Origin of the sequence: Mesorhizobium sp. M0518 (assembly GCF_040321125.1) — a bacterium.
Taxonomy (GTDB): Bacteria; Pseudomonadota; Alphaproteobacteria; order Rhizobiales; family Rhizobiaceae; genus Mesorhizobium.
The window spans coordinates 28,669-51,830 of record NZ_JAMYQY010000023.1 but is presented as its reverse complement, the minus strand read 5'-3'; the positions used below and the strand labels follow the sequence as shown (position 1 = coordinate 51,830).

At 62.4% G+C, this 23,162-nt stretch carries 24 protein-coding genes; 9 read left to right on the top strand and 15 right to left on the bottom strand.

Annotation, left to right across the window (positions count from 1 at the left end; translation table 11 throughout):
* Nucleotides 1–3: 3 nt before the first annotated feature.
* Nucleotides 4–492, top strand: a complete 489-nt coding sequence (locus NKI66_RS27055; RefSeq protein ID WP_023811390.1) for a GNAT family N-acetyltransferase — start codon at nt 4–6, stop codon at nt 490–492.
* A 33-nt stretch (nt 493–525) separates the two neighbouring features.
* Here the strand turns inward: NKI66_RS27055 and NKI66_RS27050 are convergent, their stop codons facing one another.
* On the bottom strand, nt 526–1,527 hold the full coding sequence (locus tag NKI66_RS27050; protein ID WP_023811391.1) for a 2-hydroxyacid dehydrogenase: 1,002 nt from the start codon (nt 1,525–1,527) through the stop codon (nt 526–528).
* Between the two features lie 219 nt (nt 1,528–1,746).
* On the opposite strand from NKI66_RS27050, the gene NKI66_RS27045 reads away from it, so the two are divergent.
* Nucleotides 1,747–2,307 (top strand): SH3 domain-containing protein, encoded by a 561-nt coding sequence (locus NKI66_RS27045; protein WP_023811392.1) that lies wholly within the window; start codon nt 1,747–1,749, stop codon nt 2,305–2,307.
* Between the two features lie 111 nt (nt 2,308–2,418).
* Here the strand turns inward: NKI66_RS27045 and NKI66_RS27040 are convergent, their stop codons facing one another.
* The gene (locus NKI66_RS27040) at nt 2,419–3,276 is read right to left on the bottom strand and encodes a LysR family transcriptional regulator (protein ID WP_023811393.1); all 858 of its coding nucleotides are present in this window, start codon (nt 3,274–3,276) and stop codon (nt 2,419–2,421) included.
* A 116-nt stretch (nt 3,277–3,392) separates the two neighbouring features.
* On the opposite strand from NKI66_RS27040, the gene NKI66_RS27035 reads away from it, so the two are divergent.
* Nucleotides 3,393–3,932: a carboxymuconolactone decarboxylase family protein gene (locus tag NKI66_RS27035; protein ID WP_023811394.1), complete on the top strand. Its 540-nt coding sequence runs from the start codon at nt 3,393–3,395 to the stop codon at nt 3,930–3,932.
* 4 nt (nt 3,933–3,936) lie between these two features.
* Nucleotides 3,937–4,374, top strand: a complete 438-nt coding sequence (locus tag NKI66_RS27030; protein WP_352439651.1) for a DUF302 domain-containing protein — start codon at nt 3,937–3,939, stop codon at nt 4,372–4,374.
* Between the two features lie 29 nt (nt 4,375–4,403).
* On the opposite strand, the gene NKI66_RS27025 is transcribed toward NKI66_RS27030, so the two are convergent.
* Together NKI66_RS27025 and irrA are read right to left on the bottom strand one after the other, a co-directional pair.
* Nucleotides 4,404–4,532, bottom strand: coding sequence for a DUF4260 family protein (locus NKI66_RS27025; protein WP_245486205.1), 129 nt, complete (start codon nt 4,530–4,532; stop codon nt 4,404–4,406).
* Nucleotides 4,533–4,591: 59 nt separating this feature from the next.
* Nucleotides 4,592–5,023 (bottom strand): iron response transcriptional regulator IrrA, encoded by a 432-nt coding sequence (gene irrA / locus NKI66_RS27020; protein ID WP_024503471.1) that lies wholly within the window; start codon nt 5,021–5,023, stop codon nt 4,592–4,594.
* 242 nt (nt 5,024–5,265) lie between these two features.
* Between irrA and fabA the strand changes: the two genes are divergently transcribed.
* The 4 genes from fabA (at nt 5,266) to NKI66_RS27000 (ending at nt 9,629) form a co-directional block, all read left to right on the top strand.
* The gene (fabA, locus tag NKI66_RS27015) at nt 5,266–5,781 is read left to right on the top strand and encodes a 3-hydroxyacyl-[acyl-carrier-protein] dehydratase FabA (protein WP_013527885.1); all 516 of its coding nucleotides are present in this window, start codon (nt 5,266–5,268) and stop codon (nt 5,779–5,781) included.
* A gap of 50 nt (nt 5,782–5,831) precedes the next feature.
* On the top strand, nt 5,832–7,052 hold the full coding sequence (gene fabB / locus NKI66_RS27010) for a beta-ketoacyl-ACP synthase I (protein WP_023811398.1): 1,221 nt from the start codon (nt 5,832–5,834) through the stop codon (nt 7,050–7,052).
* A gap of 13 nt (nt 7,053–7,065) precedes the next feature.
* On the top strand, nt 7,066–7,878 hold the full coding sequence (fabI, locus tag NKI66_RS27005; protein ID WP_023811399.1) for an enoyl-ACP reductase FabI: 813 nt from the start codon (nt 7,066–7,068) through the stop codon (nt 7,876–7,878).
* 206 nt (nt 7,879–8,084) lie between these two features.
* Nucleotides 8,085–9,629: a putative bifunctional diguanylate cyclase/phosphodiesterase gene (locus tag NKI66_RS27000; protein ID WP_352753539.1), complete on the top strand. Its 1,545-nt coding sequence runs from the start codon at nt 8,085–8,087 to the stop codon at nt 9,627–9,629.
* A 74-nt stretch (nt 9,630–9,703) separates the two neighbouring features.
* Here the strand turns inward: NKI66_RS27000 and NKI66_RS26995 are convergent, their stop codons facing one another.
* From NKI66_RS26995 to rimP, 10 genes are all read right to left on the bottom strand, one after another.
* Entirely contained in the window at nt 9,704–10,723 is a 1,020-nt protein-coding gene (locus NKI66_RS26995; protein ID WP_023811401.1) for a class I SAM-dependent methyltransferase, read from the bottom strand.
* Nucleotides 10,724–10,822: 99 nt separating this feature from the next.
* On the bottom strand, nt 10,823–12,970 hold the full coding sequence (gene pnp, locus NKI66_RS26990) for a polyribonucleotide nucleotidyltransferase (RefSeq protein WP_023811402.1): 2,148 nt from the start codon (nt 12,968–12,970) through the stop codon (nt 10,823–10,825).
* Between the two features lie 276 nt (nt 12,971–13,246).
* Nucleotides 13,247–13,558 carry a 30S ribosomal protein S15 gene (gene rpsO / locus NKI66_RS26985; RefSeq protein ID WP_269470859.1) on the bottom strand — a complete coding sequence of 104 codons (312 nt, stop codon included), beginning with the start codon at nt 13,556–13,558 and terminating at the stop codon, nt 13,247–13,249.
* Nucleotides 13,559–13,698: 140 nt separating this feature from the next.
* Complete coding sequence (corA, locus tag NKI66_RS26980) at nt 13,699–14,793, bottom strand: magnesium/cobalt transporter CorA (protein ID WP_023811403.1); 1,095 nt, start codon at nt 14,791–14,793, stop codon at nt 13,699–13,701.
* Nucleotides 14,794–14,837: 44 nt separating this feature from the next.
* Nucleotides 14,838–15,845, bottom strand: coding sequence for a tRNA pseudouridine(55) synthase TruB (gene truB / locus NKI66_RS26975; protein ID WP_023811404.1), 1,008 nt, complete (start codon nt 15,843–15,845; stop codon nt 14,838–14,840).
* Nucleotides 15,845–16,285 carry a 30S ribosome-binding factor RbfA gene (rbfA, locus tag NKI66_RS26970; RefSeq protein ID WP_023811405.1) on the bottom strand — a complete coding sequence of 147 codons (441 nt, stop codon included), beginning with the start codon at nt 16,283–16,285 and terminating at the stop codon, nt 15,845–15,847. The genes truB and rbfA overlap by 1 nt, the downstream gene beginning before the upstream one ends.
* A gap of 125 nt (nt 16,286–16,410) precedes the next feature.
* Complete coding sequence (gene infB, locus NKI66_RS26965) at nt 16,411–18,987, bottom strand: translation initiation factor IF-2 (RefSeq protein WP_023811406.1); 2,577 nt, start codon at nt 18,985–18,987, stop codon at nt 16,411–16,413.
* Nucleotides 18,984–19,634, bottom strand: coding sequence for an RNA-binding protein (locus tag NKI66_RS26960; protein ID WP_023811407.1), 651 nt, complete (start codon nt 19,632–19,634; stop codon nt 18,984–18,986). Before NKI66_RS26960 ends, infB begins: the two co-directional genes overlap by 4 nt.
* A gap of 38 nt (nt 19,635–19,672) precedes the next feature.
* Nucleotides 19,673–21,268: a transcription termination factor NusA gene (nusA, locus tag NKI66_RS26955; protein WP_013527896.1), complete on the bottom strand. Its 1,596-nt coding sequence runs from the start codon at nt 21,266–21,268 to the stop codon at nt 19,673–19,675.
* Between the two features lie 49 nt (nt 21,269–21,317).
* Nucleotides 21,318–21,962 carry a ribosome maturation factor RimP gene (gene rimP, locus NKI66_RS26950; protein ID WP_013527897.1) on the bottom strand — a complete coding sequence of 215 codons (645 nt, stop codon included), beginning with the start codon at nt 21,960–21,962 and terminating at the stop codon, nt 21,318–21,320.
* Between the two features lie 297 nt (nt 21,963–22,259).
* On the opposite strand from rimP, the gene NKI66_RS26945 reads away from it, so the two are divergent.
* The gene (locus NKI66_RS26945) at nt 22,260–22,427 is read left to right on the top strand and encodes a hypothetical protein (RefSeq protein ID WP_013527898.1); all 168 of its coding nucleotides are present in this window, start codon (nt 22,260–22,262) and stop codon (nt 22,425–22,427) included.
* Nucleotides 22,428–22,437: 10 nt separating this feature from the next.
* On the opposite strand, the gene trmB is transcribed toward NKI66_RS26945, so the two are convergent.
* Nucleotides 22,438–23,139 (bottom strand): tRNA (guanine(46)-N(7))-methyltransferase TrmB, encoded by a 702-nt coding sequence (trmB, locus tag NKI66_RS26940; RefSeq protein ID WP_023811408.1) that lies wholly within the window; start codon nt 23,137–23,139, stop codon nt 22,438–22,440.
* Between the last annotated feature and the right edge of the window lie 23 nt (nt 23,140–23,162).

Genomic DNA, 23,162 nt, shown 5'->3' with positions numbered 1-23,162 from the left:
TTCTTGGACCGGATCGAAGCTGCCTCCATCACGCGGATCCCGACCGATTTCGACCGCTGGGACGATGTGCTCGCATTGATCATGCGCGCTTTCGCCTCGATGGACGGCGTCATCGACCCGCCCTCCTCGGCCCACCTTTTGACCACCGACACTCTGCGGGACAAGGCGCGGTGGGAGACCGGCTTCGTGGCGCTCAAGGGCGATCGGATCGTCGGCTGCGTCTTTGCCCTTGAAAAGGTGACAGAGTTCTATGTCGGCAAGCTCGCGGTCGCGCCGGACTGCCAGGGACAAGGCATTGGCCGGCGGCTGATGCAGGCGGTCGAAGACCTTGCCCGCAGCCGCGGCAAGGCGGCAATCGAGCTTCAGACGCGGATCGAGCTGACCGGGAATCATGCGGCCTTTGCTCGCCTCGGCTTTCGCGAAACTGAACGGACGGCGCACGAGGGCTATGCCAGGCCGACCTCGATCACCATGCGCAAAGCTATCCCGTAAGGTTTATCTTACGGTTTGTGGGCCGCGACAGCGTCAGGTCCTGAGCGGCAGCACGCGGTCTGGTGGGCGGTGGCCGTCAACGAAGGCGCGGATATTGATGATGACCTTTTCACCCATGTCGATGCGGCCCTCGAGCGTCGCCGAGCCCATATGCGGCAAAAGCACGACCTTGTTCTTGGCGGCGAGCTTCAGCAGCTTGCTGTTCAAGGCCGGCTCATGCTCGTAGACATCGAGCCCGGCGCCGGCGATCTTGCCGTCCTGGATCAGCTTGACCAGCGCTTCCTCGTCGATGATGTCGCCACGTGCGGTGTTGACGACATAGGCAGTCGGCTGCAGCAGCGCCAGCCGCCGCGCCGAAAGCAGATGGAAGGTTGCCGGCGTCGAGGGACAGTTGACCGAGATGATATCCATGCGGGCCAGCATCTGGTCGAGGCTTTCCCAATAGGTCGCCTCCAACCCGTCTTCCACGGCCGGCAGCACGCGGTGGCGATTGTGATAATGGATCGACAGTCCGAAGGCCTTGGCCCGCCTGGCGACGGCGGTGCCGATGCGGCCCATGCCGACAATGCCGAGCCGCTTGCCCCAGATGCGCCGGCCCAGCATCCAGGTCGGCGACCAGCCGGCCCATTTCTTGTCACCGGTGAGCACATTGGCGCCTTCCGCCAGCCGCCGCGGCACCGCCAGCATCAGCGCCATGGTCATGTCGGCGGTGTCCTCGGTCAGGACATTCGGCGTGTTGGTGACGGTGATGCCCCTCTTGGCCGCGGCCGCGACATCGATCTTGTCGACGCCATTGCCAAAATTCGCGATCAGTTTGAGGTTGTCGCCGGCCTGGGCGATCAGTGCGGCGTCGATCTGGTCGGTTACCGTCGGCACCAGCACGTCGGCCTCCTTGACCGCCGCGACCAGTTCCGGCTGCGTCATCGGCCGGTCCTCGACATTCAGCCTTGCGTCGAACAACTCGCGCATGCGGGTCTCGACGGGGTCGGGCAGCTTTCGCGTGATGACGACGAGAGGCTTCTTTTTGCCTGCCATTGTTTCCCTCTCGAGTACTTGCCGCAATTCCGAACGCAAAACCGCTTCACACTTTTGCTGGAATTGCTTCTAACCCGATCTCGTTGAGACCTCTTTAACCAAGACCGGCGAAACTGAAAGCCGGTCGCGGTGCCGATTACTCCCTGTAACAAGCGGTGCCGCCGAAGACAAAGAAAAAGGGGCGCCGAGGCCGATGGGCAAGCGCCGAAAGGAATGAAAGTGTCTGGTTTCGCGTCGCTTCGCCTGACCCTCAGCGCAGCATTTCTCGGCGCTCTGCTTTATTCTCCGCTTGCGGGCGCGCAGAGTGCCGCAGCACCTGCCCAGGGCGTCGTCACGCTTGGTCCGAGCGGCCTGCCGCTGCCGCGCTTCGTCAGCCTGAAATCCGGCCGCGTCAACTCGCGCGTCGGTCCCGGGGCCAACTACTCGGTCGACTGGATGTATATGAAGGCCGGCCTGCCGATGGAGATCATCCAGGAATTCGACACATGGCGCCGCGTGCGCGATGCCGATGGTTCGGAAGGCTGGATCAACCAGTCGCTGCTTTCCGGCCGACGCACGGCAATCGTCGCACCATGGCAGCGCGGCAAGGGCGCCCAGATCGACCTTCTCAACAGTCCCGACAAGGACGCAAGAGTGGTCGCGATGATTGAACCTGGCGTCATGGGTACGATCAAATCCTGCGACGGCCAGTGGTGCGAAATGACGTTCGACGGCCACACCGGCTGGCTTGCCCAGTCGGTTGTCTGGGGCGCCTATCCCGGCGAACGGGTCAAGGACTGACAACTTCATCGCGAGGCTCGGAAGAACTCGGGATCAGAAATAGGCCGGCAATCACGGATACGGCAACAAGGTGCTTGCGCCTCCGCTTCATCAAACTCAATTGCAGCATTGTCATTCACGCCGCCGATCGCTCGCGTCCGTTGCGAATGCGGCAGCGATTGCGCCTCTCAGCGGGTTGCTCAACCGTGTCAGGAGCGTAATCCGGCTGGCTGGCAAATCCGGCAATCCATGCGACCGGTTCAGTATCACGCAATCGGCCGGTACCTGGCTCTGCCCGATCGCCGCCACTCCCAAGCCCGCGCTGGCGGCCGATTGCAACGCAGTCACCGAACCGCCGGTGAAGGCGAGGCGCCAGGCGGTATTGCTGCCATCGAGCGCGCGTTCCGCTGCCAGTCGGACGGTGCAGGATCCGGGCAATGCCAACAGCGGCAACGCGGCAGACGACCGCCAGACGTCAGGCGACCTTGCACACCAGACAAGCTGGTCTCGGTAGAGCGGGATGCCCTGGCGCCGGCTGATATCCATGCGCACGACGGCAAAATCGGCCTTGCCTGCGTCGTAGCGGGCCTGCATCTCGGCTGAGAGACCCACCGACACTTCCAGCAGCAATTCCGGAAAGACTTGGCTCAGACGCCCAAACGCCGACTCCAGAAGCGCACCGGCGGCGTGATCGCCGATGGCCGCCCGGAGCGTGGTGGTTTGCGTGCCAGCATCGAATGTAGCCACGGCCCGGTCATGAGCCTCGAGGACCTGCCGCGCCGAAGCAAGGAACCGCGCGCCTTCGGGCGTCAGCGAAACCGCGCGCGGCGTCCGCGCCAGGAGACGCCGCTCCATCGCTTGCTCGAGCTTGCGGACCCGCAGGCTGATCGCCGACTGGGTGGTCCCGAGAAGATCGGCCGCGGTGGTGAAGCTCTCGCAGTCGGCAACAAGCACGAAGCTGCGAAGCTGTTCGATGGCAAGATGCTTCATTTCGTACTCATATCATAGAGACAGCTACTATGACATTTCCAAATGCTCCTCGTCGAGTCATATGGATTCCGACGAAGCACGGCGGTTGCCGGCTGACCCGGAAGGAGAATGATTAGATGTCTCGCCTATCGCCAATAAACGAAGATTCCGACACGGAAGCCGGCAAGCTTCTGGCGGAAACGCGACGCCAGCTCGGACGCGTCCCGAACCTCTATCGCGTCCTGGCCAACTCTCCGGTCGCTCTCAAAGGTTATCTGCAATTTCGCGAGTCGCTGCAGAGCGGCCGTCTCAGTTCGAAATTGCGCGAGCAGATCGCCCTGATAACTGCTGAGGTGAACCGCTGCGAATACTGCGTTTCGGCCCACGCATTTCGCGGATCCAAGATCGGCATCTCCGATACGGAATTGGAGCTAAATCGCAGGGGCGATTCAAGCGATGCCAGAGTGGCGGCCACGCTGGCGTTGGCTGCGGATGTGGCGCGTAGCCGCGGAGCCGTCACCGACCAGGCATTCGGCGCCGCCAGGGCCGCGGGGCTCGACGACGAGGAACTGGCAGAGGTGATCGCGCATGTCGCACTCAACTTCTATTCCAACATCCTCAATCACTTCGCCCAGCCAGAACTCGACTTTCCACGGACAGTGCTTCTCAATGACTGACCTCGTGACCCTCGATCCGAGTTCGATGGCGACCATTCCGCGTCACCAGATCGTCGTTTCCTCCAGCTATGGTTTCGATGAGACACTGCAACGGCTTCGCGACGCCATCGCTGCTGCCGAGCTATGGATCATCCATGAGATCGATCCGCAGGCCCTGCTCAGGAAAGGCGGGATCTCCACCATTCGGCTCCGTCAACTGCTTTGGTTCCACCCGCGATACATGGCGCGCCTGTTGCTGACCGATCCTGGCGCCGTGCCCGAAGCGCCGTTCAAGTTCGTGGTCAGCGAACAAGCAGCCGGCGTGACGGTCTGCGCCTTGAACCCGATTTTGGTGTTCTCGCCATATCCCCGGCTTTTTGGTCTCGCCCATGAACTGTTCGACGCGACGGAGCGAATGCTCGAGACGGTTTCCACGATGCCGGTGTCGGGAGGCGATATCTAGCGGAGCCATGAGCGGTCCGGCCGCCTGCATCAGGCGTGGTCATCTAGTCCCGATGCGGCCGAGATGGTGTCCGGAAAGCCGGTCGACAGCTTCAGGCCATAGCCCAGCGCACGGTCGATGGCGATGTGGGCGATCCAGATCAGCAACCGCCATCGCATTGCCCCACATGTGCCCGGCGAGCAGCAACAGCGCGGGCACGGTCAGGGGGCCTCGCCGGTCATTCGCGGCGTTTGGGGCGCAGCCTCACCACGATGTCGACATTGGCGATCTCCATCCCTTCCGGAGGCTCCGGCAGGTTGGCAACCGTCACCGGACCGCTGTCGATGTCGAATATGCGGTTTTCGCCTTCGATGTAGAAATGGTGGTGGTCGGAGGTATTGGTGTCGAAATAGGTTTTCGCGCCCTCGACGGCGAGGATGCGCAAAAGTCCCGCCTGGGTAAACTGGTGAAGGGCATTGTAGACGGTGGCCAGCGACACCGGCACGCCGGCGGCAACCGCCTCCTCGTGCAGTTCCTCGGCCGACAGATGCCGGTCGCCCTTGGCGAAAAGCAGATCGGCCAGCGCAATGCGCTGACGCGTCGGCCTCAGGCCGGCTTCACGGACCCGCTTGTCCACAGCGACATTTTCCTTCCGGCCGTCCAGGTCCATCTTCTCGTCGAACCCCACAGTTCCGCCCCAAGACACGCCCAGAATGGCAAAAAAATGAACGTCTGCCGAAACCGGACCTCTCAGGACATATATTCTGTCGTCCGAATGCGATCAATAGCGCGCATTGACCCAGGCAGACGAGCAGGCTAAGCGCAAACGCCGGTTTCCGGCCTGAAACAGATTGTGTTAGGAAACCAACGACAAGGGCACCCGATAGCCCGGAACGATATGGGATGAGATTGATGGCGGGTAAATCCAGCTACGAGTACGACGAATTGCTGGCCTGCGCCCGCGGCGAACTGTTCGGACCGGGCAACGCCCAGCTTCCTTATCCGCCGATGCTGATGTTCGACCGCATCACCGAGATCAGCGAGACGGGCGGCGCCTTCGAGAAGGGTTTCATCCGCGCGGAGTTCGACATCAAGCCGGACCTGTGGTTCTTTGCCTGCCATTTCATCGGCAATCCGATCATGCCGGGGTGCCTCGGCCTCGACGCCATGTGGCAATTGACGGGCTTCTATCTTGGCTGGCTGGGCGAACCCGGCAAGGGGATGGCGCTGTCGACCGGTGAAGTGAAATTCAAGGGCATGGTCACGCCCTCGGTGAAGAAGGTCGAATATGGCATCGACTTCAAGCGCGTGATGCGGGGCCGGCTGGTGCTCGGCATCGCCGATGGCTGGCTGAAGGCGGATGGCGAACCCATATACGCGGCAACGGATTTGAAAGTCGGTCTGTCCAAGCAGTCGGCGGTTGGCTGACCGGCATCCCTGGCCAGCTCTCTGGCCAGCATCCCTGGAAGGAGTTGCGAATGAGACGTGTCGTAGTCACAGGCATCGGCGTTGTGTCGTCGATCGGCAACAATGCCAACGAGGTGCAGACCTCTCTGCATGACGCCAAATCCGGCATCAGCTTCTCCGATTCCTTCGCCGAACACGGCTTCCGTTGCCAGGTCTGGGGAGCGCCGACGCTCGATCCATCGGCCATGATCGACCGCCGTGCGATGCGCTTCCTGAGCCAGGGGGCTGCCTGGAACCATGTCGCCATGGATCAGGCGATCGCGGATGCGGGCCTCGGCGAGAGCGACATCACCAATGAGCGCACCGGCATCGTCATGGGATCGGGCGGACCATCCACCCGCACCATCGTCGAAGCTGCCGAAACGACGCTGAAGAATGGCAGTCCCAAGCGCATCGGTCCGTTCGCGGTGCCGAAGGCAATGTCATCAACCGCATCGGCAACGCTTGCCACCTGGTTCAAGATCCACGGCGTCAACTACTCGATCTCGTCGGCCTGTTCGACCTCGGCGCACTGCATCGGCAATGGCTACGAATTGATCCAGTGGGGCAAGCAGGACATCATCTTTGCCGGCGGCCACGAGGATCTCGACTGGACGATGTCGGACCTGTTCGACGCCATGGGCGCGATGTCGTCGAAATTCAACGACAAGGCATCGACCGCTTCCCGCGCCTATGACGCCAATCGCGACGGCTTCGTCATCGCTGGCGGCGCCGGGGTGCTGGTGCTGGAAGAGCTTGAGCATGCCAAGGCGCGCGGCGCCAAGATCTATGCCGAGATCGTCGGCTATGGCGCGACGTCGGATGGCTACGACATGGTTGCTCCTTCAGGCGAGGGCGCGGTCCGCTGCATGCGCCAGGCGCTGGCCACGGTTTCCACACCGGTCGACTACATCAACACCCATGGCACCTCGACGCCGGTGGGAGATTCCAAGGAAATGGGAGCGATCCGCGAGGTGTTCGGCCCAGAGATGCCGTATATCACCTCGACGAAGTCGCTGACCGGCCATTCGCTGGGCGCGGCCGGCGTGCAGGAATCCATCTATTCGATCCTGATGATGCAGGGCGGCTTCATCGGCGAAAGCGCCCATATCGAGACCCTCGACCCCGAATTCGAGGGCATGCCGATCGTGCGAAAGCGCATCGACGACGCCAGGATCGATACTGTCTTGTCCAATTCGTTCGGCTTCGGCGGCACCAACGCCACGCTCGTTTTCCAGCGCTATTCCGCATAAGGATTTGCCGGCCATGGACGGATTGATGAAGGGCAAGCGCGGGCTTGTCATGGGTGTCGCCAACGATCATTCGATCGCTTGGGGAATTGCCCGGAAATTGTCCGAACATGGGGCGGAACTCGCCTTCACCTATCAGGGCGATGCCTTCGGACGCCGGGTCAAGCCGCTGGCCGACAAGCTCGGCGCCTCGCTGGTGGTGCCGTGCGACGTCGAGGACAGCGCTTCGGTCGCCGCCACATTCGAGACCCTGGGCAAGGAATGGGGCGGGCTGGATTTCATCGTCCACGCCATCGGCTTTTCCGACAAAAACGAGTTGAAAGGCCTCTACGCCGACACCAGCCGGGACAATTTCGTCCGTACCATGGTGATCTCTTGCTACTCCTTCACCGAGGTCGCCCGCCATGCAGCCACCTTGATGCAGGACGGCGGATCGATGATCACGCTGACCTATGCGGGCTCCGTCCGCGTCATGCCGAACTACAATGTCATGGGCGTCGCCAAGGCAGGGCTGGAGGCGAGTGTCCGCTACCTCGCCAACGATTACGGTCCGCGTGGCATCAGGGTGAACGGCATATCGGCTGGACCCGTGCGCACGCTCGCCGGCGCCGGTATTTCCGATGCGCGCCATATGTTCTCCTACCAGCAGCGAAACTCGCCGCTGCGCCGCACGGTGACCATCGACGAGGTCGGCGGCTCGGCACTTTATCTGTTGTCGGATCTGTCTTCCGGGGTTACCGGCGAGATCCACTATGTCGATTCCGGCTATCACATCGTTTCCATGCCGACACTCGACGAATTGAAGCAGACCGACGGCGGACGAGACTAACGCCTGTCGCCCAAAGGTGCGCGGCGGTTTTGGAATGGCGACATTTGAAGACACGAAGCTTAAAGCGCGCCAACTGAATCCGTTTCAGCGCCAGGCGTATTGATCCGCTCAAGAAATACTTTCGGTCCAATAAAATTGGATTCATTCGCGGAAACTCATTTTAAGGAGATATCCGCTAGAAAGCCCCGTACTCAGGGGAACTTTCAATGCTCGCCGTCAGCAACCCGAAGCGAACACCGGTGTTCCGACTGCTCACCATAGCGAGTTCGGGTCTCGGCAGTTTCGTCCTCGGGCTCTGGGGCTTGAAGCTCGGTCTCGGCGATGGTTTTGCCGGCATCTCCGCGGATATGATGGTCTCGGTGATGGCCGCTCTTTGCGCACTGGCGGCCTCGGTCGCCGCGATGTCCTTTTTCGCCGGCGTCGATGAATCGGCGGATTTCGTCTTCACGGAAACCCATTTCGACAAGCTGACCGGCCTGGTGGCACGCCCGGCGATGGTCGGCAAGATTGCCGAGGCGGCATGCGCGACCAGCCGGACCGGCGAGCCGATGTTCCTCATCGATATCGACATTGACCGCTTCAAGCAGATCAATGACGCCATCGGCTACAGCCAGGGCGACGAGTTGATCCGCGCCTTCACCAAGCGCTTAAAGACGTGCGTGCCGCCGCGCGCTCTGATCGGACGCATCGGCGCCGGTGAATTCGCGATCCTGCTGCCCGACAATCAGGTGTCCGGATCGCTGGAAAGCACCGTCGAGAGGCTCATCGACGAGATGATGGAGCCCTATGATCTCGGTACGCACCTGCAATCGGTCAGCCTGTCGGTCGGCATCGTGGCGATGCCAAAGGACGGCGTCGATCCGGTCCTCATCCTGCGCCGCTCCAATCTGGCGCTGCAGAACGCGCGCGCCAGTGGCGTCGGCAACTGGTCGGTCTTCCATGCCGAAATGGGCAGGGTCGCCGACCATCGCCAATGGATCGAATCCGAACTGCATATAGCCTTCGAGCGTGACGACTTCGACCTTCATTACCAGCCGCAGCTCGATCTCCCGACCGGCCGCATCGTCGGGTATGAAGCGCTTATCCGCTGGCGGCATCCGGAACGCGGCATGATCCCGCCGATGGAGTTCATTCCGATCGCCGAGGAAACCGGCATGATCGGCCCGATCGGCGAATGGGTGCTGCGCAAAGCCTGCAGCGACGCACAGCATCTGCCCGATGATTGCTTCGTCGCCGTCAACATCTCGCCCGTCCAGTTCATGACCAAGGACTTCGTCGGCATCGTGCGCGACACTATGACGAGCACCGGCATCAAGCCGTCGCGGCTGGAGCTGGAAGTGACCGAGACGGCGATGATGCAGGACCGCGACCGCGCCGCCGCCATCCTGAAGGAGCTTGCGGATATGGGCATCTCGGTCGCCGTCGACGATTTCGGTACCGGCTATTCCAATTTGAGCTACCTGATCGATTTCTCATTCGGCAAGCTGAAGATCGACCGGTCCTTCGTCAGCCGCCTCGACACCGATTCCAGCTCCGGCGCTGTCGTCTCGACCATCGTCGGGCTTTCGCGCGCGCTCGGCGTCAGCATCATTGCCGAAGGCGTCGAGACCGAAAGCCAGGCGACGCTGCTCAGGGCGGCCGGCTGCGAGGTGGTGCAAGGCTATCTTTACGGCAGGCCCGCCCCCCTCAAGATCAGGGTCGGCGACGTGCATGTCACCGATGAGGTCCGGCGCGTCGCCAATCTGCATTGAGTGCGACGCGATGCCTGCTTCTGTCTGAGCATGATCTTTTCCGAAAACCGGTATCTACTTTTCGGGATCATGCTTCAACGACGAGCGGAAAGCACCTTGAACATGCCGTCGCGGGCGAGTTCGGCATGGCTCGAAAAGGCAGCCGCCAGGATCGGCTCATAGGGAAGCTGACGGTTGGCGACCATGAGCAGCCGCCCACCCGGCTTCAAGGCCTTGGCCGCCGCGCGGATCATGCCGGCGCCGATCTCCGGCTCGGCCGCCCGGCTGCGATGAAAGGGCGGGTTCATCGCAATCGCGTCGTAGCGCTTCTCGACTGGTTCCTTCAACAGATCGATCCAGAAGAAGTTTCTGGCGATCGACTGGGTGACCCCTGTCAGATTGAGCTTTGCGGCTTCGAGCGCGGCGAAATCGGCCTCATAGAGGTCGAGCGCCTGAACGCCGGGGGAGCGGGCGGCGATCTCGGCAGCTACATAGCCCCAGCCGGCGCAGAAATCGGCAATGTTGCCACGCAGATCATTGGGCAGATTCTCGACCAGCAATTTCGAGCCAGTATCGATCCGGTCGAAGGAAAACATGCCGGGCGCGGTGTGGAACCGGCTTTCAACCAGCAGAGCGGGATTGGCGGCGCGCAATTCTTCCGCGGCGGCCAGATCGGCGGGACGTCGCAACCAGAAGGCAATGCCGTGATATTTGGGCAAATGGCCTTCAAGCGGCACAAGCTCGTCAACGCGCTTGCGCAGGCTGGCAATGCCATCGTCCTTGCCGCCGGCAATGACGACCAGGCCGCCCGGCGCCACGCGCTCAAGCGCCTGCGCGAGGCGCACTTCGTTCAGGCCGCGATGCCGGCCGGCAAGCACAAGTGCCATATCGAAGCCATCGCCTTCCACTTGCGCGGTGACGACGAAGCCCGACGCCTGCAGCGCGCTAAAATGCGGCCGGAAGCCCTGCACGAGGTGAAGGGTCGCCTCAAAGCCTTCAGGCAGGCGAAAACCCGGCTCAGCGCCGAGAAACAGGGCGCGCGTGCCCTTTCCCGGCAGAGGAACAGCCTCGGCCTCGAAGGGATGGAAAAGCGTCTTCAACGGCTCGGCGGACATTGTTCGATCTCGACTTGTCTAAGCGCTTTGAAACCCAGGCTGAAAATGAAAACGGGCGCGACATAAGCCGCGCCCGTTTCGATTCATGGCTCAGACCAATCAGGCGGCGTTTTCTTCGCCTTCGGTCTTCTTGTCGCGGGCGAGTTCCTTGCCGGTGGCCTGATCGACGACTTTCATCGACAGGCGGACCTTGCCGCGCTCGTCGAAGCCCATCAGCTTGACCCAGACCTTGTCGCCTTCCTTGACCACGTCCGAGGTCTTGGCGACCCGGTCGTTGGCAAGCTGCGAGATGTGGACTAGGCCGTCACGCGGACCGAAGAAGTTGACGAAAGCGCCGAAGTCCGCGGTCTTGACGACCGTACCTTCGTAGATCTCGCCGACTTCCGGCTCGGCGACAATGGTGTGGATCCACTTCTTCGCCGCCTCGATCTCCTTGGCGTTGGACGAAGCGATCTTGACCGTGCCGTCGTCCTCGATGTTGATCTTGGCGCCGGTCTTTTCGACGATCTCGCGGATCACCTTGCCGCCCGAGCCGATCACGTCACGGATCTTGTCGGTCGGGATGTGCATCACTTCGATGCGCGGTGCGAACTCACCCAGTTCCGAACGCGCGCCGGTCAGAGCATGCGCCATCTCGCCGAGGATGTGCTGGCGGCCATCCTTGGCCTGGTCCAGCGCGATCTTCATGATCTCCTCGGTGATGCCTTCGATCTTGATATCCATCTGCAGCGAGGTGATGCCGCTGGCGGTGCCGGCGACCTTGAAGTCCATATCGCCGAGGTGATCTTCGTCACCCAGGATGTCGGACAGAACGGCGAAACGCTCGCCTTCCTTGATCAGGCCCATGGCGATACCGGCGACCGGCTTGGCCAGCGGCACGCCTGCATCCATCAGCGCCAGCGAGGTGCCGCAGACAGTGGCCATCGACGACGAACCGTTGGACTCGGTGATCTCCGAGACGACGCGCAGCGTGTAGGGGAACTGGTCGGCACTCGGCAGCATCGGGCGAATCGCGCGCCAGGCGAGCTTGCCATGGCCGATTTCGCGGCGGCCCGGCGAACCCATGCGGCCGGTCTCGCCGACGGAGTAGGGAGGGAAGTTGTAGTGAAGGAGGAACTTCTCCTTGTACATGCCGGTCAGCGAGTCGACATACTGCTCGTCCTCGCCGGTGCCGAGCGTGGCAACGACCAGCGCCTGGGTCTCGCCGCGGGTGAACAGCGCCGAACCGTGGGTGCGCGGCAGAACGCCGACTTCGGAAACGATCTTGCGAACCGTGCTCAGGTCACGACCGTCGATGCGCGAACCGGTGTCCAGGATGTTCCAGCGCACGACCTTGGCCTGGAGTTCCTTGAACACGCTGCCGATCTGCTCGGAAGTGTATTTGGCGTCTTCACCTTCGGCCGGGGCAAACGCTGCCTTGACCTTCGCCTTGACGGCGTCGACGGCGGCGTAACGCTTCTGCTTGTCGACGTTCTTGTAGGCATTGCTGAGTTCGTCGCCGACGATCTTCAGCATCTCGGCTTCAAGCGCGGAATAGTCCGGCGCGGTGAAGTCGCGCGGCTCCTTGGCGGCAACTTCGGCCAGCTTGATGATGGCGTCGATAACCGGCTGGAAGCCCTTGTGGCCGAACATGACCGCGCCGAGCATCAGCTCTTCGCCGAGTTCCTTGGCTTCGGACTCGACCATCAGCACGGCATCTGTGGTGCCGGCGACGATCAGATCGAGCTTCGATTCCTGCATCTCGTCGACATGCGGGTTGAGCACATATTCGCCGTTGATATAGCCGACGCGAGCGCCGCCGATCGGGCCCATGAAGGGAACGCCGGAGAGCGTCAGGGCGGCCGAAGTGGCAACGATCGACAGGATGTCCGGATCGTTCTCGAGATCGTGCTGGACGACGGTGACGACGATCTGGGTGTCGTTCTTGTAGCCGGAGGCGAAGAGCGGGCGGATCGGGCGGTCGATGAGGCGGGAAACCAGCGTTTCCTTCTCGCTCGGACGGCCTTCACGCTTGAAATAGCCACCCGGGATCTTGCCGGCGGCGTAGGTCTTTTCCTGGTAGTTGACGGTCAGCGGGAAGAAATCGAGGCCGGGCTTCGGCTCCTTCATCGAAACGACGGTGGCGAGAACCTTGGTCTCGCCGTAGGTGGCGAGCACCGCGCCGTCAGCCTGGCGTGCGATCTTGCCGGTTTCGAGGATGAGCGGACGGCCGCCCCATTCGATTTCCACTTTGTGGTGATTGAACATGTCTTGTCCTTAATATGAGGAAAGGGCCGCGCCGTTTCACGGTGCGCGGATGCCCTTTCCCTGGCTTCCTTTCTCGGGCAGCCACGGGCAAGACAACGGGAAGCTCGGGTGATTTCGGCGCGGTGCGCGCGCGAGCGTCCTGCAATCCTGCCCCATGACCGTCCATGGGCGGTTTCGAGTGCCCTCTGCACGATCGAAACCGGGTCTGGCCAGTCGATGCGACTGGCAGAATGCGCGACCGGCGGGCTCTCCTTCGAAAGCCCGCCGGTCAATTCGTCAACGGCGCAGACCGAGCTTCTCGATCAGCGTCTGGTAGCGCGCGTCGTCCTTGCGCTTGAGATAATCAAGCAGGCTGCGGCGCTGGGAGACGAGAGCAAGCAGACCACGGCGGGAATGGTTATCCTTCTTGTGGTCCTTGAAATGGTCGGTCAGGTTCTTGATGCGCTCGGAAAGGATGGCCACCTGGACTTCCGGAGACCCGGTATCGCCCTTGGCGGTTGCGAATTCACCCATCAATTCCTGTTTGCGCTCGGCAGTAATCGACATCGTGTTTTTCCTTATCTGTTTGAGGAAACGGGTCGCCCTCAGCCGGGATGTCGTCCAGCAGGGGCCGGTGCAAGCAAAACGTCATAGCGCTATGCTGCGGCGCATATAGTGCAATTCCCCGGAAAACACCAGCCCAATTCGCAAGCCGGCTTTTCAGCCCGAAATGGCGAGTTTTAGCCTTGTCAAAGCCATTTCTTCCATTTGAAGAAGGCGATCAGCCCGAACGCGACAAGCGCCATGAACAACAGCGACAAGGGATAGCCATAATAGGCCTTCAGTTCCGGCATGTTCCAGGGCGAAGACTCCGGATCGAAATTCATGCCCCAGATGCCGACCAGGAAGGTGAGCGGCATGAAGATGACCGAGACGATGGTGAGATAGCTGATGACGTCGTTGGTGCGCGCCTGGCTCAGCGACAGGTGCATCTCGATCAGGCCGGTCAGCATGTCGCGCTGGGTTTCGACCAGCTCGATCAACCGTAGCGCATGGTCGAGCGTGTCGTTGAGGAAGATCTTGGTCTCGGCCTTCACATAGGGCACATCGTTGCGGATCAGCGTCGCCAGCGCATCGCGCATCGGCCACAGCACGCCTTTCAGCACGTTGGCGTCGCGCCGCAATTCATGCAGCTGCCGCATCTGATGCTTGTGCGGCGAATGCAGCATCTGGTCCTCGATGCTGTCGACCGTATCGCCGGCGGCCTCGATCGGCGGAAAGTAGCTGTCGACGATGGCGTCGATCAGCGCATAGGCGAGGTAATCGGCACCGCGCGCGCGCAACCGGTTGGGCGCTGAGCTTTCGATGCGCTTGCGCACGGGATCGAACGGATCGCCTTCACGCTCCTGGAAGGTGACGACGAAATTATTGCCGAAGAAGACGGCGATCTGCTCATAGCGGTGCGAGGCGACGTCGTCGATCATCCTGACGACGACGAAGGCATGATCCTCGAAAAAGTCGACCTTCGGCCGCTGGCCGGTGTTGACGACGTCCTCCAGCGCCAGCGGATGCAGGCTGAAAATGCGGCCGATCTCCTCGATCAGCGGGATGTTGGCGAGGCCGGTACAATCGAGCCAGATAACCGGCCACTTGTCGCAATGGGTGTTGAGGTCGTCGATGCTGGCATTTTCGATAGTCTTGAATTTTTCGGGCGAGATCAGCGTCAGCCTGAGTTCGCTGCGCCGCGCCGAGGGATCGGCGATCAGCGTGCCGGGCGACGCACCGACCGGCGGCCGCCGCGTTTTCACTGGTGCCCGCGTCTTCACGGTCTCAGCCTTTGCCATATGCCCCTCGTGCGAGTCCTCGCCTCGACATTAGACGACAGGAGTCACCCGGCAAAGACCCGCTTGGGCTTGAACATGCCTTGCTCGATGGCACCGATGGCGACCAGCTTGCCGCGCGCCGTGGCGCAGGCTTCCTCGGCTACCACCGGTGCATCACGGCCGCGGATGATGACTGGATTGCCGAGGCGGACCTTGGTCGCCGCATCGTCGCTGATGGCGATCTGCGGCAGGCAGTCAAGGGCGGCCGATGTATCGACCAGAAGCGCATCGATGGCGTCGAAGTCGATTGGTACTTCCACCTTGTCGACAGCCTCTGTCGTGTCAGCGGCTTCCGTTGCGTCCGTGACGTCCGTCGTGCTGTCTTCGTCCTGGACACCGAAACGGGCGGCTTCCAGTTCGGCAATGGTGACGAAATCCTCCGCCGTGAACGGCTCGACCTCGACCCGGCGCAATTCGGAAATGTGGCCGAAACAGCCCATGTCGCGGCCCATGTCGCGGGCCAGCGCGCGCACATAGGTGCCCTTGCCGCATTCGACCTCGAAAACAGTATGGTCGGCGCCATGCTCGACAACGTCCAGACGGCCGATCTCGATCTCGCGCGCGGGTATGTCGACTGTCGCGCCGTCGCGGGCCAGATCATAGGCACGCTCGCCCGCGATCTTGATGGCCGAGAATTGCGGCGGCGTCTGCATGATGACGCCAGTGTATTTCGGCAGCAGGGCGAGCACTTGGGCTTGCGACGGGCGCAGGTCGGACTCTTTCGTCACCGGACCTTCGAGGTCATCGGTGGAGCGCTCCTGCCCCCAGGCAACGGTGAAGCGATAGATCTTTGCGCCATCCTGCACGTAGGGAACGGTCTTGGTGGCCTCGCCAAGCGCGATCGGCAGCATACCGGACGCCAGCGGGTCGAGCGTGCCGGCATGGCCGGCCTTTTCGGCCTGGAACAGCCATTTGATCTTGGAGACGGCTTCGGTCGAGCCCATGCCGACCGGCTTGTCCAGGATCAGCCAGCCCGAGATCGGCCGGCCCTTCTTCTTGCCGCGGCGCGCCACTATTCGGTGTCCTTGTTGTCGTCTTTGCCCTGATCCGCGTTTTCCTGGTCCTCAGGACCCAGATCGCGCGCCACTTCAGGTGACTTCAACAGGTCATTGATCCTGGCAAAATTGTCGAAGGAGGTGTCGAGCTTGAAGCGGAACTCCGGCATGAACTTCATCTGCCGCAGCGCGCCGGAGACACGGCCACGGACGAATTTCGCATGCTTGTTCAGCGCCTCGACCACCGCATCGGTATCCTTGGCGCCGAGCGGCGAGACGAAAGCGGTAGCGACCTTCAAATCGGGCGACATGCGCACTTCCGAAACCGACACCACGGTGCTCTCGATCAGCGGATCGATGATCTCGCCGCGCTGCAGGGTTTCGGATAGCGCATGGCGCACCTGTTCGGCGACGCGCAGCATGCGCTGGGATGGGCTGGATGTGGTTGGACGGGGCATTTTCTCTATCCTGAAAGCGTGAGGCGCGGGATGGGACCGTGCCGCATGTCTCATATGGGTCGTTCTCAATAGACCTCGGGCGGCGGCCTCTCGGCCACCGCCCGGTATGGACAAGTCACTCGAACTCAGAGTGTCCGGGTCACCATCTCGACGCGGAAGCACTCGATGACGTCGCCGACGCGCATGTCCTCGTAGTTCTGGAAGGCCATGCCGCACTCCTGGCCGCCGGGGACTTCCGAAACTTCGTCCTTGAAGCGCTTCAGCGTCTTCAGCGTCCCTTCGTGGATGACGACGTTGTCGCGGATCAGGCGCACCCCCGCACCGCGTTCGACCTTGCCTTCGGTGACACGGCAGCCGGCGATCTTGCCGACCTTGGTGATGTCGAAGATCTCGAGGATCTGCGCGTTGCCAATGAAGGTCTCGCGACGCTCCGGCGACAGCAGGCCCGACAGAGCCGCCTTCACGTCATCCACGAGGTTGTAGATGATCGAGTAGTAGCGGATCTCGATGCCAGCCGCCGCTGCGGCGGCACGTGCCTGGACGTTGGCGCGGACGTTGAAGCCGATGATCGCGGCACCCGAAGTCTCCGCCAGCGACACATCGCTTTCGGTGATGGCGCCGGCACCGGCATGGACGATGCGCGCACGCACCTCGTCGGTGCCGAGCTTGTCGAGCGCGGCGTTGATCGCCTCGATCGAGCCCTGCACGTCGCCCTTGATGACCAGCGGGAATTCCTTCAGCCCGCTTGTCTGCAATTGCGACATCATCTGCTCGAGCGAACCGCGCTGGCCGGCATGCTTGGCAACCGCCTTCTCGCGCGCCAGACGCTGGCGGTATTCGGTGATCTCGCGGGCACGGGCCTCGTTGTTGACCACGGCGAAGCGGTCGCCGGCCTGCGGGGTGCCCTGCAAGCCAAGCACTTCCACCGGCATCGCCGGCGGCGCTTCCTTGATCTGCGTGCCACGATCGTTGACCAGCGCACGCACCCGGCCCCATTCGTTGCCGGCAACCAGGATGTCGCCCGGCATCAGCGTGCCGGTCTGCACCAGCACGGTGGCGACGGGGCCACGGCCCTTGTCGAGCTGGGCTTCGATGACGACGCCTTCGGCGGTACGATCCGGATTGGCCTTCAGGTCAAGAATTTCGGCCTGCAGCAGGATCGCCTCGAGCAGTTTGTCGAGATTGGTGCCCTTGGTCGCCGACACTTCGACGTCCAGAACTTCACCCCCCATGGATTCGACGAAAACCTCGTGGCGCAGCAGTTCGGAGCGCACTTTCTGCGGATCGGCATCATGCTTGTCGATCTTGTTGATCGCCACGATGATCGGAACGCCGGCCGCCTTGGCATGGCTGATCGATTCGATCGTCTGGGGCATGACGCTGTCATCGGCCGCAACCACCAGGATGGCGATGTCGGTCGCCTGGGCGCCACGAGCACGCATCGCCGTGAAGGCGGCGTGGCCGGGCGTGTCGATGAAGGTGATCTTGTGACCGTTCTTCTCGACCTGGTAGGCGCCGATGTGCTGGGTGATGCCGCCGGCTTCGCCGGAGACGACATTGGCGTTGCGGATCGCGTCGAGCAGCGAGGTCTTGCCGTGATCGACGTGACCCATGATCGTCACGACCGGCGGACGCGAAACCAGATCCTCGGCATTGTCGGCGATGTTGAACAGGCCTTCCTCGATGTCGGACTCGGCGACGCGGCGGACCGTGTGGCCGAATTCGGTAGCAACCAGCTCGGCCGTGTCGGCGTCGATGACGTCGCCCGGCTTCAGGATCTGGCCCTGCTTCATGAAGAACTTGACCAGGTCGACCGCGCGCTCGGACATGCGTTGCGCCAGTTCCTGGATGGTAATGGTCTCTGGCAGGATCACTTCGCGCATGACTTTCTCGCGCGGCTCATTGTGCATCGCGCGCTTGAATTTTTCCTGGCGGCGACGCATCGACGACAGCGACCGGGCTCGCGCGTCTTCGTCGGACAATGCTGAATTCAGCGTCAGTTTGCCGCGGCGGCGGTCTTCCTCGGCCTTGGTCGGCTTGGCCGGACGCGCCACTTCGGGCGTGACCGGACGGCGCACCGGTGCGCCGGCACCAACACGCTTCGGCTTGGCCACTTCCTCATCATCGACTGTTGCCAGTTCGGCAGCCAATGGCGCGCGTCGACGGGCCTCTTCCTCAGCCCGACGGCGGGATTCGGCTTCGGTCTGCAACCGCGCCTCTTCCTCGGCCTGGCGGCGTGCGGATTCATCGCGTTCGCGCTTGCGGCGCTCTTCGTCCTCGGCGCGACGCTTGGCATCCTCGGCGGCGCGCTGGCGGTCCTCGACCTCGCGAACTTTCGAGCCCTCGAGGGCCCTGCGGCGTGCTTCCATTTCACTGCGCGAAAGTTCGTTCAGCACCATGCCGCTGCGCTCGACGGGGGCCGGTGGCGGCGGGGGTGGCGGCGCCTTCGGTGCTTCCGGCACGACGACGGGCGCGGCCACGACCGCCGGCTTCGGTGTGAAGACGGGGGCGGCAACGGGCTCCGGCTTGTCGCCGGGCATCGAGAATTTGCGCTTCTTGGTTTCGACGACGACCTGCTTGGTGCGGCCGTGCGAGAAGTTCTGGCGCACAGTGCCCTGTTCCATACCGGGCCGCTTCAGCGTCAAGGTCTTCTTCGGCGTCACACTCAGCGTATTGTCGTCACCCGATTTCGTATCGCTCATTCCATATCCTCTGCGGCATCATCTTCGTCAGCAACAGCCGCAAGCATTGCCAGATCGTCCGGGGAACCGCCCCGATACCGGTCGAGCGCAACCATGCGCTTCTGGACCGCCCTGCCCGCGTCTCCCGCGAGAACGGCAGCATGTATCACATTTGTACCCCCCAATGCCAAGCTCAACTCGGCCTCGGAGAAAAGTTTGTAGGCAAGGATGGCGGGCCCGCCGAGATGGACTGTCGCCCGTCGCGCCTGGCTGATCTTGCGCACGCCGTCGTCGGACGCCTCGGTCGCGTGGAGCACGAAAAGCGCCAATCCACCGCGGACAGCACTTTCGACCTTGGTAGCACCAAGCGAAATTGCGCCTGCCTTGCGGGCAAGACCAAGCATGCCCAGAGCGTGCCTGGAAAGTAGCCCGTCGATCATGCCGCCAAGATCGGGCGGCACGACCACCTGTGCCTTGAAGGCGCGGGCAAAGAGGTTCTTCGCCGCAGCCTTGTCGATATGTAGGCGGTCGGCGCTCACCCAGCAACCGCGGCCGGGCAGATTTCTCTTGATGTCGGGAACGACGGCCGAATCCGGGCCGACGACAAACCGGATCAGATCATCCGGTTCGGCTTGTTTGCGCGTAACGATGCAGGTGCGATCGTTCATCTCGTCCAAGGGCGGGTTCGGTGCGATGCGGTTTCACCTCACGCACCAACGGCTTCGTCAGCCGAGACTTCTTCGGCTGCAAGCTCGTCTTCGGTGATCCAGCCGGCCTTGAGGCGGGCGGCCAGAACCATTTGTTCGGCGTCTGCGCGGGTCACGCCATGATTGGCGAGCACGCCCGGATAGACTTTTGTCTCGCCGTCCTTGCGTTCCTTCCAGCCGGTCAGGTCGTCGGCGGCATAGCCGGCGAAATCCTCGATCGTCTTCACGCCGTCCTCGCCAAGCGTCACCATCATGGCGGTGGTGACGCCGGGGATTTCGCGCAATTCGTCCGAAACGCCGAGCGCCTTGCGCTTGTCGTCGTGCTCGGCCTCGATCTTCTCCAGATATTCGCGAGCGCGGGTCTGGATTTCCGAAGCGGTGTCCTCGTCGAAACCGTCGATAGAGGCGATCTCGCCGGAATCGACATAAGCGACTTCCTCGACGCTGGTGAAGCCTTCGGAGGCCAGCACCTGGCCGACCATCTCGTCGACGTCGAGGGCTTCCATGAACAGCGACGAACGCTCGACGAATTCCTTCTGGCGGCGCTCGGATTCTTCGGCCTCGGTCAGGATGTCGATATCCCAACCGGTCAGCTGCGAAGCCAGGCGCACGTTCTGGCCGCGGCGGCCGATGGCCAGCGACAGCTGGTCGTCGGGAACCACGACTTCGATGCGTTCGGCATCCTCGTCGAGCACGACCTTGGCGACTTCCGCCGGCTGCAGCGCGTTGACGATGAAGGACGCCGCCGAAGGCGACCACGGAATGATGTCGATCTTCTCGCCCTGCAATTCGCCGACGACGGCCTGGACGCGGCTGCCGCGCATGCCGACGCAGGCGCCGACCGGATCGATCGAGCTGTCGCGCGAGATGACGGCGATCTTGGCGCGCGAACCCGGGTCGCGGGCGACCGACTTGATCTCGATGATGCCGTCATAGATTTCCGGCACTTCCATGGTGAACAGCTTGGCCATGAACTGCGGATGAGTACGCGACAGGAAGATCTGCGGGCCGCGCTGCTCGCGGCGCACATCGTAGACATAGGCGCGGACGCGGTCGCCATATTTGTAGTTCTCGCGCGGGATCAGCTCATCGCGGCGGATGATCGCTTCGCCGCGGCCGAGATCGACGATGACGTTGCCGTATTCGACGCGCTTGACGGTACCGTTGACGATCTCGCCGATGCGGTCCTTGTACTCGTCATACTGGCGGTCGCGTTCGGCCTCGCGGACCTTCTGCACGATGACCTGCTTGGCCGACTGGGCGGCGATGCGGCCGAAATCCATGGGCGGCAGCTGTTCAGCGATGAAGTCGCCGAGCTGAGCGTCGGGATTGCGCTCGCGCGCCGAGGAAATGGCGATCTGCGTGGCGTAGTCATCGACCTTCTCGACGACTTCCATCAGCCGCTGCAGCTTCATCTCACCGGTGTTCGGGTTGATGTCGGCGCGGATGTTGGTCTCCTGACCGTAACGCGAGCGCGCCGCCTTCTGGATCGCATCGGCCATGGCGGCGATGACGATCGACTTGTCGATCGACTTTTCACGCGCGACCGCGTCGGCGATCTGCAGCAATTCAAGTCTGTTGGCGCTTACAACCATCGTTTTTCTCCCGAGCCTGTTTGCCGGACCTTTGCGCCCGGCAGCTCAATCATAGTTCCTGTTCGTGTTCTTCCGTGGCGTCCGCTTCCGCACCCGACTCGTCGTCGTCCGGTTCGCCGCGGCGTTTCTTGGCTTCCTTGCGCGCCCTGTTGTCCTTCGACAGGGCATCGCGGATAAGATCGTCTGTCAGGATCAAGCGCACATCGGCAATCGCATCATAGGGGACGCGCACCGTCGGCTCCTCGCCATAGGCGGCCTTGTCGCGCTCGATCAGCACATCGTCTTCGCCGGCTTCGGCGATCTTGCCCTTGAAGCGCTTGCGGTCGGCAACGACGATCGATGTTTCCATCTTCACCAGATGACCCGTCCAGGTCGTGAAATCCGATTTGCGGACCAGCGGCCGGTCGATGCCGGGCGATGAGACTTCAAGATGATAGGCCTTTTCGATCGGATCGTCGACGTCGAGCGCCGGCGACACCGCGCGGCTGACCTCTTCGCAATCCTCGACGGTCATGGTGCCGTCCTCGCGTTCGGCCATGATCTGCAGCGTCAGCCCGTTCTGGCCCGACAGATGCACCCGCACGAGGCGGAAGCCGATGCCACGCAGGACCGGCTGGACGATCAGCGCGATGCGCGCATCGATGCCGCTTTCGCGGATGATGCGATCGTCGCCCTCGCTTGCCGTTGCAGTCATTGAAGCCCTGTCGTTCTACTAGGTTATCGGCAGGTAATAAAAAAGAGCGGGACCGGGTGGACCCACTCTTCGTCATACCGACCAAGAATTTGAGGCTGATATAAACGATCATGGCCTGTGTTTCAAGCCCGCTATGCTGGTCGGGCAACGCCGCCATCGAGGCGGCCCGCGCCAGCGTTGCATGGGGTGCATGGCGCCTATGCGGCGACCCCCATGGGATTGGCGCCGAAACGCACCTACCTATGTTGCGCTGCACAAATGTGGCCGTGGGTCACACGTGCGCGAAAGGACATGATCATGAGCAATCGCAAGATATTTTCTGCAATAGGCGACTTCTTCACCGTATTCGGCAGCGCCGTGGCCGCTTCACGGGCCGTGGAAGCCGGTCGCAGGCCGCGCGCCGACGACCTGCGCAACCTCGGCGTCGAGCCTGCCGCCTTCGATCGCATCGGCCGCCGCTTCTAAGACTGCAAGCTTATTTCCGAATGAAGGTAAGATAGGCCGGCCGCCGGCCCTCACGAATGGCCTTGACCTCGTAACGGGTGCCCGGCCAGCCTTCATAGGGCCGGTGCCAGTCCGCCGCCTCGCAAGCCTGCCATGCGAACGCGCCATGCGCGCGGCAATGCAGCAGGGTCCAGTTGACATAGGTGTCGATGTCGGACGCAAAGCGGAATTTTGAACCAGGCTTCAGCACACGCGCGAACCGCTCGAGATTGACCGGGCTGACGAAGCGCCGCTTCCAGTGTTTCTTCTTCGGCCAGGGATCGGGATAGAGCAGATCGATGCCGTCGAGCGAGGCTTGCGGCAGCCAGTCGAGCAGCCTTGTGGCGTCGTCGTCATAAACCCGCAAATTGCCGAGCGGTTTCTCGCGCACCGCCATCATCATCTTGGCCATGCCGTTGACGAAGGGCTCGACGCCGATAAAGCCGATCGCTGGGGCCTCGGTCGCACGATGCAGGAGATGCTCGCCACCGCCGAAGCCAATCTCGAGGCGAACCGCGCGGACATCCGTCTCAAACAAAGCGCTGAGATCAGCCGGCGGCTCGGCCGCCAGATCGAGCCGATATGTGCCGAAGCCGCTTTCCAGCGCGGCCGCCTGCTGCGGGCGCATGGTCTTGCCGCGCCGGCGACCGAAAAAGGCTTCGGTCGCGCGGCTTGGTCTGTCCTTCGGATCCATGGCGGGACTTTGCGGTGCCGCTG